The organism is Pedobacter sp. ASV12 (assembly GCF_016429155.1).
Classification (GTDB): Bacteria; Bacteroidota; Bacteroidia; order Sphingobacteriales; family Sphingobacteriaceae; genus Pedobacter.
Genome location: NZ_JAELUC010000046.1, coordinates 1 through 12,534 on the forward strand (window position 1 = coordinate 1; position 12,534 = coordinate 12,534).

At 45.2% G+C, this 12,534-nt stretch carries 12 protein-coding genes; 4 read left to right on the forward strand and 8 right to left on the reverse strand.

Translation table 11 applies throughout. The features are described from left to right. Nucleotides 1-55: 55 nt before the first annotated feature. The 5 genes from JHD69_RS11990 to hemA form a co-directional block, all read right to left on the reverse strand. Complete coding sequence (locus JHD69_RS11990) at nt 56-754, reverse strand: sensor histidine kinase (RefSeq protein WP_199140580.1); 699 nt, start codon at nt 752-754, stop codon at nt 56-58. 9 nt (nt 755-763) lie between these two features. After that, nucleotides 764-2,137 carry a glutamate-1-semialdehyde 2,1-aminomutase gene (hemL, locus tag JHD69_RS11995; RefSeq protein ID WP_199140581.1) on the reverse strand — a complete coding sequence of 458 codons (1,374 nt, stop codon included), beginning with the start codon at nt 2,135-2,137 and terminating at the stop codon, nt 764-766. Between the two features lie 82 nt (nt 2,138-2,219). Beyond that, a complete protein-coding gene (gene hemB / locus JHD69_RS12000) occupies nt 2,220-3,188 on the reverse strand; it encodes a porphobilinogen synthase (protein ID WP_199140582.1) in 969 nt (322 codons plus the stop codon). A 239-nt stretch (nt 3,189-3,427) separates the two neighbouring features. Further along, entirely contained in the window at nt 3,428-5,008 is a 1,581-nt protein-coding gene (gene hemC, locus JHD69_RS12005) for a hydroxymethylbilane synthase (RefSeq protein WP_199140583.1), read from the reverse strand. An 82-nt stretch (nt 5,009-5,090) separates the two neighbouring features. Beyond that, nucleotides 5,091-6,317: a glutamyl-tRNA reductase gene (hemA, locus tag JHD69_RS12010; RefSeq protein ID WP_199140584.1), complete on the reverse strand. Its 1,227-nt coding sequence runs from the start codon at nt 6,315-6,317 to the stop codon at nt 5,091-5,093. Nucleotides 6,318-6,490: 173 nt separating this feature from the next. Between hemA and JHD69_RS12015 the strand changes: the two genes are divergently transcribed. The 4 genes from JHD69_RS12015 to JHD69_RS12030 are packed head-to-tail and all read left to right on the forward strand — an operon-like array spanning nt 6,491 to nt 8,728. Continuing rightward, nucleotides 6,491-7,318 (forward strand): alpha/beta hydrolase family protein, encoded by an 828-nt coding sequence (locus JHD69_RS12015; RefSeq protein WP_199140585.1) that lies wholly within the window; start codon nt 6,491-6,493, stop codon nt 7,316-7,318. Between the two features lie 52 nt (nt 7,319-7,370). After that, nucleotides 7,371-7,931, forward strand: coding sequence for a hypothetical protein (locus tag JHD69_RS12020; protein WP_199140586.1), 561 nt, complete (start codon nt 7,371-7,373; stop codon nt 7,929-7,931). A gap of 41 nt (nt 7,932-7,972) precedes the next feature. Continuing rightward, entirely contained in the window at nt 7,973-8,302 is a 330-nt protein-coding gene (locus JHD69_RS12025) for a cupin domain-containing protein (protein WP_199140587.1), read from the forward strand. Nucleotides 8,303-8,305: 3 nt separating this feature from the next. Then, on the forward strand, nt 8,306-8,728 hold the full coding sequence (locus tag JHD69_RS12030; protein WP_199140588.1) for a secondary thiamine-phosphate synthase enzyme YjbQ: 423 nt from the start codon (nt 8,306-8,308) through the stop codon (nt 8,726-8,728). 13 nt (nt 8,729-8,741) lie between these two features. On the opposite strand, the gene ispG is transcribed toward JHD69_RS12030, so the two are convergent. The 3 genes from ispG to JHD69_RS12045 form a co-directional block, all read right to left on the reverse strand. Further along, the gene (gene ispG / locus JHD69_RS12035) at nt 8,742-10,739 is read right to left on the reverse strand and encodes a (E)-4-hydroxy-3-methylbut-2-enyl-diphosphate synthase (protein WP_199140589.1); all 1,998 of its coding nucleotides are present in this window, start codon (nt 10,737-10,739) and stop codon (nt 8,742-8,744) included. Nucleotides 10,740-10,828: 89 nt separating this feature from the next. Next, complete coding sequence (locus JHD69_RS12040; protein ID WP_199140590.1) at nt 10,829-11,431, reverse strand: RDD family protein; 603 nt, start codon at nt 11,429-11,431, stop codon at nt 10,829-10,831. Between the two features lie 63 nt (nt 11,432-11,494). Next, a complete protein-coding gene (locus JHD69_RS12045; RefSeq protein WP_199140591.1) occupies nt 11,495-12,457 on the reverse strand; it encodes a LiaF transmembrane domain-containing protein in 963 nt (320 codons plus the stop codon). Between the last annotated feature and the right edge of the window lie 77 nt (nt 12,458-12,534).

Consider the following 12,534-nt stretch of genomic DNA (forward strand, 5'->3'; position numbering starts at 1 on the left):
CCCCCCCCCCCCCCCCCCCCCCCCCCCCCCCCCCCCCCCCCCCCCCCCCCCCTTTTTAGATGTGTATAAGAGACAGGCCCGGACCTTTGTCTGAAACGGTTAAAAAGGGCTTTCCGTCATTTTGACAGAGCGCTACTGCAATTTCGGCACAGGGGCCAGAATATTTAACCGCATTCTCAACCAGGTTGGTTACTACAGACGAAAGCGCAAACTGATCGCCAACTACCTTAATGCCAGGTTTAATTGCTGTATTGATCAGCTGCTGGTTGCCACAAGAATGAACCTGCAATCGATCAGTGATTTTATTAACGAGTTCCGAAAAATCGAATTCTTCTTTCGGAAAGGAATAGGTACGGCTTTCGATCTTGGTAGCGAGCAACATATTCTCTACCAAATCGTCTAATCGCTCAATATCTTTTAAGGAGTTTCGCAATAAAGTAGTACGTTGCTCTTTATCCAGATCTCTTTTCTTGATGGTTTCTAGCGACAGCTTGATGGCGGCCAAAGGCGATTTGAGTTCGTGCGTTACCGACAGCAGGAAATTCTGTTGCTGCTCATGCAGTTTGTCTTCTTTTTTAATGGAAGCGTGGATAAAATAGGCACCCACACACAATAAAAACAAGAAAACCGAGCCTTCGCCCATCACCATGGCCATACGTTGAGGTTGCAGGCGGATCACCACCGTTCCCCACCAAAACATCTCTAGCAAGGCATAGAGCAACAAAAAGTAGAATATCAAGATCGATTTTTTCATGCTGCTTTCTTACGATTTTCTGAATACTAAATCCAATGCATCAAAAATAGCTCTTTTTGCCTTTTCTAATTCAATTTTTGTATGGGCAGCCGAAACAAATCCTACTTCGTAGCCCGATGGGCCTAAGTAAATGCCCCGGTTGAGCAATTCGCGGTGCATCATTTTGAATTTCTCCATGCTAGCCGGATCGATAGCCTCGGCAGTCTGGATCTGCTCGGCATCGGTAAAGGCGAACCAGAAAATAGAGCCAATGGTAAATACTTTTAACTTATAGTTTCTGGCGGTTGCAAAACGCTGGATGCTTTCGGCAAATTCTTGCGCCTTGGCATTGAGCTCTTTGTAAAATCCAGATTTCAGGAGTTCGGTTAGGGTGGCAATACCTGCGGCCATGGCTACCGGATTGCCCGATAAAGTTCCAGCCTGGTACACGCCGCCATCGGGCGAAATGTGGCCCATAATCTCTGCCGAAGCCCCATACATACCTACCGGCAAACCACCACCTATAATTTTGCCATAAGTCACAATATCAGGCTTGATGCCATAATGGGCCGCGGCACCTTCGAAACCTAACCTGAAGCCGGTAATTACCTCGTCGAAAATCAACAAAGCTCTATTGGCGGTACAGGCTTCTCTTAAAAATTCGATGTATTCCTTATCTTGGATCAGCAAACCGTTATTAGCCGGAATACCTTCGATGATAACCGCAGCTACCTGATCTTTAAACTGTGCAAAAGCCTCGGTGATGGCATTTTTATCGTTGAGTGGAATAACAATGGTTTCGGCCGCGAATGACTGTGGCACGCCCGCCGACGAAGTTTCGCCGAAAGTAACCAAGCCAGAACCGGCCTTTACCAACAGCGAATCGCTGTGGCCATGGTAGCAGCCCTCGAACTTGATGATTTTGTCTTTACCGGTATAGCCTCTGGCCAGCCTAATGGCCGACATCACCGCTTCGGTGCCTGAACTGGTAAAACGGATTTTCTCTACAAAACGGTTGTTTTTGATGATCAGTTCGGCCAATTCGTTTTCTAAGGCCGTAGGTGCGCCGAAGCTCATGCCATTTTGCATCACCTCGATTACCTTTTCCCTGATTTTGGCATTGTTATGGCCTAAAATAAGCGGACCCCAGCTGGCGCAGAAATCGATAAATTGGTTGCCATCGGCATCCCAAATCATGCAGCCATCGCCTTTTTGGATAAACAGTGGCGTTCCGTAAACCGATTTGAAAGCCCTTACCGGCGAGTTTACCCCACCAGGAAAATAAGTTTTCGATTTGGCATAAAGCGCTGCTGATTTTTCGCGGCTAATGTCTGGTTTGCTGCTCGTGTTGATCGGCATTTCGGCCTCATTGCCCGAGAAGATTTTTTTTAACGATTCTAACATTTGTTTTAAGTTAAAAGTAAAAAGTAGAAGGTAAAAAGTTCATTTGGCATACTGAGCTTTCAACTTTAGACTTTAAACTCTCTTACATCCATTTTTGTGCTACAATATCTCTAATGTGGTAAGTGGTAATTACGCTGGCTCCTGCCCTGGCAAAAGCGTGCATGGTTTCCATTACTACTTTTTGTTCGTCTATCCAGCCTTTTTGCGCCGCTGCTTTGATCATCGAGTATTCTCCCGATACATTATAGCAGGCAATAGGCAGGTCGGTGTTTTGCTTTAATTTACTGATGATATCCAAATAGGCCAAGGCAGGCTTTACCATTAAGATATCAGCTCCTTCGCCTTCATCTAACAATGCTTCTCTTAAGGCTTCGGTGCCATTTCTGAAATCCATTTGGTAGGCTTTCCTATCGCCTTTGCTTGGCGCACAATCGGCAGCTTCTCTGAATGGGCCATAGTACGAGGAGGCAAATTTGGTGGCGTGCGACATGATGGCTACATTTTCGAAACCATTGCCGTCTAGTTTATGCCTGATGGCAGCCACCCGGCCATCCATCATATCAGACGGGGCTAGCATATCGGCACCGGCTTCGGCATGATTGAGGGCCATCTTGGCAATCAGTTCAACCGTGATATCATTTTGTACGTAGTCGTTTTTCAAAATGCCACAGTGGCCATGTGTGGTGTAAGAACACACACAAACATCGGTTACCACGTACAAATCGTCGCCGAAGTTTTTCTTCAGTTCCTTTACGGCTACCGGCACCAGCGAATGCGGATCGTAGGCCGAATGTGCATCTTCGCTTTTCTCATCGCCCACGCCAAAAAGCATGATTTTATTAACGCCCAGGGCCAATCCTTTTTCAACATCCTTTATCAAAGTATCGGTAGAGAAATGGTTTACGCCCGGCATGGCATCAATTGCTTTGGTTACACCCTTGCCCGGCACTACAAAATAAGGATAAATAAACATGTCCTTTGATAGGCGCGTTTCGGCAACCAATTCTCTTACAACAGGATTTTTTCTTAGCCTACGGGGTCTTTGCAACATTTCTTTTGGTTTTGATGGTCAAAATATTAACACCGGTTATTAAGATATTAATATTTCTAAAATTAGTTATCGCTTCAAAGGTCGGTATCTGGCTTGATAAGCAATTTAGACTTTTGTCATATCTGAAGACTTTACCTTCAAGTAACATTTAGTTGTTGGTTGGTTCGTTGTTAGTTGGTTTGTTATTCGTTGTTAGTTGAGAATTATCTACCTGTCAACTGCAAACTGTCAACTGAAAATTACTTTACTTCTATTCCAAAAACTGCTTCCGCCAATCCTATCTCATCAGGCGAGTAAGGCAATATATATTTCACGCCCATTTCTTCGAATTTCTTTCCGGTAGAATTGCCAATGGCGATAACCTGTTGCTCTGGTTCCAGTAAATTATCTACAAAGTAGGCCTCCACATTGGATGGACTGGTAAAAATCAGCACTTCGGCAGCCGTACCATCAATATTGTCTTCGGTTACGGTTTCATAAATCGGCAAATCAACCACTTTGGTATCTTCGCCTAGCGATTTTTGGATAGATTGCAGCGAATCCTGCGCCCTCGGGAACATGACGGTTTGGCCGTGCACCAATTTGGCAAACTCTTCGGCCACTTCCGTGATATCGCCACTTTCGCCAACAAAATCGGCCAAATGGCCAAATTTGCGCAGGGTATCTTCCGAACCGCGGCCTACCACGCCAAACTTTACTTTTTTAGAAAGTACCGGATTAAGTTTAAAAAAATATTCTACGCCGTTGCGGCTGCTGAAGAAGATCCAATCTACATTTTTCAAAAAGAAAGGATCTAAAATATTGACAATCGGAAAAGTACGGATCAACGAACGGCCGTCCATTTCGATATGGTGCTTGGCTAATGCTTTTCTGAAATAGCTGTGCTCGCCAATTTCTCGCGAGATGAAAACCTTGCTCGGAAATTTACGGTCGGCACTGAATTTCGATACGATTTTTTCGGCCAGCCCTTCGGTGCTTGCCGTGCGCAAAAACAAACGATCCGGAAAATCCTCATCGGTTTCGGCTTTTGAAGTCCATACTTCAAAAAGACCATTCTCTTTTTTGCAATAGCAGCCCAAGGGCATGTGGCAACCGCCTTCAAAAAGATTCAGCACCTTACGTTCTACCGAGATTTCTTCGGCTGTGGCCTGGTCGTTTAGTTGTTGCAATACACTAAACAATTCGGTGTCGTTTTCGCGGATTTGGATGGCCAAGGCACCTTGCGCAGGTGCAGGCACCAATTCGGTGGTATCAACCACTTCGACATGGAATTCGCTCAAATCGATATTCAGCCGGTTAACACCCGCTTTAGCTAACAAAATGGCATCGTAATCTTCGTCGCGTAGTTTTTGGATGCGTGTTGGCACATTGCCACGCAAATCTTCTATATTCAAATCGGGGCGCAAGGCCAACAATTGGGCTTTGCGACGATTAGAGGAAGTGCCCACCATGGCGCCTTTTTTAAGCGACAGTTTTTGGGTTACATCCACACAGTCTTTAAGGATCAGCAACAATTCTGAAGGATCTTCGCGCTCGGTAACCGCCGCGATGGTGAGTCCTGGTGGGTTGGTGGTTGGCAAGTCTTTGTGCGAGTGTACCGCCACATCGATAGTGCCGTTGAGCAGCTCTTCTTCCAGTTCTTTGGTAAAAAAGCCTTTGCCTTCCAACTTGTCCAATCGCAGGTTCAGGATTTTATCGCCCTGTGTCTTGATGATTTTCAGTTCTGCATCAATGCCGATGCTGGCCAGCCTATCTTTGGTATAGTTTGCCTGCCATAATGCCAAATCGCTTCCACGCGTACCGATAATAATTGTCTTCACCTTATAATTTTAGTTTTTCGCAAATTTAATTAAAAATTCGAAAGAGGGGGATTCTAAGAAAATGATTAACCCTGAGTTAAGCCTAGCTGTTTTTAACCAAAATTTCTTTGGCCATAACCATGGGAACGCTGATACATTTTTTTTCCATGTAGTCCATGATGCGTTCTAAAACAGCCTTCGAGTTATCGTCCATGGTATTGATCTCGTCGGCAAAAATAGCATTCATGGCTGTGTGCTTAATTTCCTTGATCTTTTTAGGCACATCGCTCATAGCGATTTCTATTTTGCGTTGGCGCAATACCGATTCGAACTCTTTGATGTTGTCGTCTATGATATGTTCGGCATGAACCAATTCATCATAGCGCTCTTGGATATTTTTGCGGGCAATTTCCTTGAGCGATTCGACTTCGATAAAGTGCAAAGGAAAGTTTTGCACCACTTCTGGTGCGGTATCGTTTGGAACAGCCAAATCAACGATTACTTTTTTGGCCGTATCGCCATTTAGCAATTTGGTGTAAAGCTCTTCGGTAAGAATAGGCTCTGTGGCGCCAGTACAGGTAATGATCACGTCAAAACCTTCTTTGTAGTCGGCCAATGCCGAAAGCGGATAGGCTGTGCCGTTGAGGGCTTTGGCCAGGTTTTCGGCCTTTTCAATGGTCCGGTTAAAAACAGAGAAATTTGAATATTTATGCTTTTTGAGGTATTGCGCAATATTCATATTGGTTTCGCCGGCACCAATTATAAGCAAGCGCACATTGCCGCACATATTCAGCTCACGCAATTTGCGGTAAGCCAATGAAACCACCGAAACGGGGTTTCTGGAAATATTGGTATGGGTATATACTTCTTTGGCGGTTTTGACCACGCGGTCCATGATCATGCGCATGTAATCGCCGGTAAAGCCAGCCAAGCGGCAAGCTTCGTAGGCCTTGCGTACCTGAGCCAGGATCTCTTTCTCGCCAACCACCAAACTTTCTAGCGAACATGAAGTACGGAGCAAATGGTTGAACGCTTCTACCTGCTCGTATACCGAAACATTTTTGATGAACTGCTCCATGTACTCTTCGGGAAGCCCCATGTCGAGCACATGCATAAAACGCGTAATAAAGGCTCTGTCTACCGTAGCTGAGGCGGTAAATATAAATTCGACACGATTACAGGTGCCAACATAAAATATTTCCTTGATGCCAAGCTCTGATTGGATATTCCTCAACCTATCATCCAGCGTCTGCTCACATATAACTAACTTTCCTAAAGCTTTTAGGTCAATCTGCTGATGTGTAAATGCAATAATCTTTAAATATTCCAAAATGGGTACAGCCTATTAATTTAGCGACAACAAAAGTAATAAACGCAAACCCGCTTATCTGTCATTATGCTGTAATTTAGGGTAATTTAGAAAGGTTTTAAATTAACTTTCCGTCAGCAAACCGAGTGTTCTTAAATTTGTTATTATTGTTAAATATTAGTTTTTGAGCAATCATGATACATCAGGAAGAATTTTCATTGCTAGGCGCTAACGGAAAAACCATTTTGGGCGACCTTACTTATGACGTTAAACATACAAATGCACCACTGGTTATTTTTGTACACGGCTTCAAAGGCTTTAAAGATTGGGGCGCGCACAACCTGGTTGCGAGGTATTTTGCCCAAAACGGCTATCGTTACCTCAAGTTTAACCTTTCGCACAGCGGTGTAAGGCCCGAGCAACCCAGCGACGTAAACGATTTGGAGACTTTTGCTTCCAATACGGTTTCGAAAGAAATGACAGATGTAGACCTGGTGATCGATTATGCGGTGCAACACGTAAAGGCCAAGTCGCTTTACCTGATTGGACATAGCCGTGGTGGTGGCCTGAGCATTTTACAGGCGAGCAACAACCCGGCTGTAAAAGCCCTGATCACCTGGAGCGCAATTGCTGATTTTAGCAGCCTTTGGGGCAAATCGCGGGAGGAAGAATGGCGCAAAGCGGGCAAAATATACGTAATCAATGCCCGCACCAAAGAACAGATGCCTTTAAATGTGAGCCTGCTCGAAGATTTTGAAGCCAACAAGGAAAAACTGAATATTGTAGAAGCCGCCAAGCACATCAACATTCCCTGGCTGATTGTGCAAGGCGATGAAGACGTAAACGTGCCTTTCGAAACCGCACGGCAACTGGCCAGTGCCAACCCAGCCAGCAGGCTCATCAAAATTGAAGGTGCCAACCACGTGTATGGTGCTTCGCATCCTTTTACGGGCCACTCTTTGCCTCCACAGCTTTTACAGGTTTGCGAGAAATGTCTCACTTTTTTAAACGGATTGGGTTAAATTAGTCTCCAACAAACCTGACAAAACAGTCGATAAATCGTATCTTGGTCTGATGAATATTAGCCGATATCACTTCATTGTAGGACTTGTGCTTTTACTGGCTGCCTGTAGGGAAATGCCTAAAGTAGCGGAGGCTGCTGCGCCCGACACAACCAAAACCTTGGCGAGAATACCAATCGAAAAGAAAGAATTGACCGATAGCATTGCCGACGATTCGCTCAACTATGCCAACTATTATATTATTGTGGCCGATACCGGCTTGAGCTATCCGAAACTGAACCTACAAATGAAGAGATTGGCCAAAGCACTCCGGATGCAAATCGACACCCTAGGACGCTACTATAACGAAAAAGAAAACCTCATTTCGTTGCCCAAATCTAGTGAGGACGAAATTTACGCTGGCGAATATTACCCCAGAAGGATACCCTCCGAAAGCCTGAGCCTGGAGTACCTGAATTACTACTCGGATAAGGCCCGACAAAAAACCATTGCGTTGTTTACCGGTATGTATGCCGAGCCAAAAAGGGCCGACAGTGCCTTAACTGCCGTGAAACAAATTAATCCACAGGCATTTAAACTCTATTCGAAAGTTTATATCGGCTGCATGCATTAATATTACAGATTTTGGGCATTTTTTTTCCTTAACTTTAAGCCATGAATGAAATTTTTCGCGAATTTGCCGATATCGAAATCAAGGAAATGACCCCTGGTTTCTTTTCCAAACTCATCCATACCGAACACAATACCATCAATTTTATCGACATCAAAGCTGGTAGCGATTCGCCTATACATAGCCATCCGCACCATCAATGCGCCTTTGTACTGAAGGGACAATTCGAAATGACGGTGGGCAACGAAACCCAAATTTTAGATACGGGCAAATTTGTACTTATTCCGGGTGGTGTACCTCATGGTGGCAAAGCCTTGACCGATTGTACCCTATTGGATATTTTTAGTCCGGTTAGGGAAGATTTCAAATACTGACTTATGCTGCTGTTTCAACATGCCCTCAGTTTAAGGCCCCGCAAAAGAGGCTTTCATCTTATTACCGACGAGATTTTGCAGGCAATTCCTGAAATCGGGAATTTAAAGGCGGGCATGCTGCAGGTTTTTATACAGCACACTTCTGCTTCGTTAACCATTAACGAAAATGCCGATCCAACAGTGAGAACAGATTTTGAAATGTGGTTTAACAAGGCGGTGCCCGAAAACGACCCCGATTACGAACACGACTACGAAGGTGCCGATGACATGCCCGCCCACCTCAAAGCCGCTTTATTGGGTGCATCGGTTTTAATTCCGATTAGCCATGGCAAGCCCGCCTTGGGCACCTGGCAAGGCATTTACCTTTGCGAGCACCGCAACCATGGAGGCAGCCGGAAAATAGTGATTACCGCTTGGGGAAATTAGCTTGTGTACTTGTTTAGCCCTCAACTTCTACCCAATTGCCGTCTTCTCTGATAATTTCGATCAGTTCATCGAGCGCTGACGGCGTATTTACGTTTTTCTTCACCACTTCCTTGCCACGGTAAAGCGTAATCTTCCCTGGACCGGTACCCACGTAGCCATAGTCGGCATCAGCCATTTCGCCTGGGCCATTAACGATACAGCCCATAATGGCAATTTTAATGCCTTTGAGGTGATCGGTTTTCGAGCGGATATATTGGGTGGTTTCCTGCAGGTCGAACAAGGTACGGCCACAGCTTGGGCAGGAAATGTATTCGGTTTTAGAAATCCGGGTACGTGTGGCCTGCAAAATGCCAAAACTTACCGAATTGATTAGTTTCAGTTCGTTTTGGGGGGCATCTATCCAAATGCCATCGCCAAAGCCATCGGTTAGCAAAGCCCCCATATCGCTGGCGGCATCAAGCATCAGCTGATCGGCTGCCGAATCGGCATAGGTTCTTTTAATAATGACTGGCACTTGGCAGTTTTGCGCTTGCAACGCCATAAAAAATGTGCGTTGTTCTTGCATGCCCATCGCTTGCTTGGTTTCGAGCAAGATGATGGTTGCGGGTTGCAAAAGCGAAAGATCGGCCGACGAAAGATCGGCTGCGTCGATACGCACCAAGTTCAGGGCATTGTCTTTGATTTCGGCTTGCAGGTATTCTTCCCAACCAAATAAAGGGTGGCAATTGTATTTATCTTTTAACTGCAACCAGGTTTGATAGTTGTATACTTGTTTTAAGCCACCAGGGAAGGAAAAAGAAGGCAATTCGTCGCCCAAGTAAACCAAATCGCAGGCCAAATCGGAAATATTGTATTTGTCTAGGCCCGCACTGTAATGATAACCCAATTGGCCTAAGCAATATGGATCTTTTAGGTTCTGTTGGGTTATATCAACCATCACAACGGGATGAAAGTGCCCGCCTATTTGTTCAACGGGGCTAGTTACGCGGCGTGCATATTCGAAAGGGCTGTAGGTTAAGCACGGCGTATTTAATATTTCGCGAGGAGAGTTTGGTGTGCCCGACCTTAGACTTTGGTCTTTAGACCCTAGGCCTTCTCCCCTCTTCTCGAACCGATTGGCCAATGCCCTGGCTACGGGCGCTTCAAATTCGGGATCTTCGGTGAGGGAAACCCTGATGGTATCGCCCAAGCCATCGGCCAGCAAAGTGCCAATGCCCACAGCCGATTTAATACGGCCATCTTCGCCATCGCCGGCTTCGGTAACGCCCAGGTGCAAAGGATAGTTCATTCCTTCTTTTACCATCGTTTCAACCAATAAACGATAGGCTTGCACCATTACCTGCGTATTGCTGGCTTTCATCGAAATAACCAGGTTGTAGTAGTTAAGGTCTTCGCACATGCGGATAAACTCCATCGCCGATTCGACCATTCCCCTTGGGGTATCGCCATAATGGCTCATGATACGGTCTGACAGCGAACCATGATTGGTGCCAATGCGCATGGCCGTGCCATATTCCTTACAGATTTTTACCAAGGGCGAAAACTTTTTATAGATCCGCTCCAGCTCTGCCTGGTAGGCATCGGCGGTATATTCTATATTTTCGAAACGTTTTTTATCGGCATAATTACCGGGATTGACCCTTACCTTTTCTACAATGCGCGCCGCCGATTCGGCAGCATTGGGCGTAAAGTGGATATCGGCCACCAAGGGCACGTCATAGCCTCGGGCACGCAGCTCTTTCTTGATGTTGGCCAAGTTTTCGGCCTCCTTAATGCTCGGCGCCGTAATGCGCACATATTCGCAACCCGATTCGACCATACGAATGGTCTGTTCTACCGTAGCCAAGGTATCCATGGTATCGGTTGTGGTCATGGATTGGATTCGGATCGGGTTCAGTCCGCCCATAGGAATATTACCAATAGACACTTCCCGGGTTAAAAAACGAGAATAGCGGGTTAAACTGTTGCAGTAAATACCGGCTAATTGATCGATAGGAGCTACTTTTTGCATGCGGTACAAAGATAGGCTTTCTGTTGGATTGTTCTATTGACCTATTGTTATATTCTTGGGTTGTTAAAACCGTTCGATGCCAACTGTTGTTACAACAACCTTTGCTTAATAACCAATGTATTGGCCATGGTATCGTGAAGGCATTGTTGCTTCTTGTTCAGAAAGCAATACAGATAGCCTATAAACGCGGGCAATACCGAAAATATTTTAAACAGGTTTCTGGCCAACGAGGTGCCAAACGAGATTCGGTTGCCCATCAGGTCGGTTACTTTGATGTCCATAAGGCGCTTGCCAATGGTAGCTTGCCTGGCCGAGGCTTCGGCAATGCTGCTGTAAAAAAACTTGGCCACCGGAATAATGGGCACAAACAAAAGCAGGCTCCCGATGCGGAAAAGCTTGTTTTCGACAAAAAGATAGGACACAAAAACCACCAGCACATACACGCAGGTAAGCATGAAATAATCGATTGCCGAGGCCATTAATCGCTGATCGAAAGAAGCAAAATACTGTGGTGCGGTACGCTGGTAGCTAAACCCTAAAAGCTCACGGAGTTCTGCAAACTCGTGAGCTTCCTTATAATCGTCCATGCCGGGCTTTCTGATAAAGGTGCCTGGTTGGATGGCCAATTCTTTAAGTTGTTCTAAGCTATAAGGACCAGTGGGCCTGCCATTGATGACTACAGTATATTGCATTTAACCTCTCTGTAAGTTTCGAACCACAAATATACTCAATCCCTTTGGCAAGCTACAAGGCCGTTAATACCTGTCTACTTCGAAACTGCTCAGGCCACCATCAAAATTGATGAATATTTTTTTGGTCGACGATTGGTAGTTGGGCGTTTCGTAAACACCATCGCTGATTTTGGTAAAGCCCGTGAAATCTCTCGACGACAAACCGGTTTTGGTTCTGATGCGGCAACCCGATCCTTGTGGAATACGGACTTTTACATCGGCTACGCCGGTTTTAACGTTCACATCCGTAATTGGCAACAAATCGCCCAATTTGATTTTCAGCTCGGCTGCGCCTCCATCAAAGTTCAAGGTACGCACTTTGTATTTGCTCAAATCAAAATCGATTTCGCCGGCACCCATGTTCATATCCATTTGCCAAACCGGAGCCGTATTCAAATAAAGGTTTACGCTGTTGCCCCCATCGCCAATAGACCATCTTTGCTTTTTGCTCTTGTCGTGGGTTTTAAAAATCAGGGTATTTACACTGTCTGAGGTAGTTTTGGTTAGAGAAAAATTGCCAAACCTTCTTTTTACGTCGGCTGTAAACAAGCTATCAGTTTCTCCTTTAAGCTCAAATGAGGTCCCACCTCCGGAAATGTTCAATATGGTTTTCTTGGCTGTATCGGCACTAATGAGCGGTTCTGAAAAATGAAGCTTGCTGTAGTCGCTATCGTTGTCGTTATCATCGTTGATGTCGATGTCTACACCATTTCTCGAATGGTTCCACCAAAAGCCATGCGTTGGTCTTTCCTGTCCTTTTACAAACAAAAAGCAGAGCGCAATGATTAAAATGCCCAATGAAATGATGCTTCCGGTTTGCGAATTGTTGCGGTTAAAGAGAATGTTTACGCCCAATATGATCAAGAATATTGGCCAAAAGTTCCAAACGTTGCGCCAGTAGAATTCAATTACATTAAAATTGTCGAGCAAAAGCACACCACCAATAAACAATAGCAGTACGCCCCATATTACTTTATCAAATTTCATCTTCTTTAGGTTTTAAGTGGTCGGTGGCACTTTAGTTTGTATTAAACAAACGAACCGCCGTAAATAGTTGATTATTT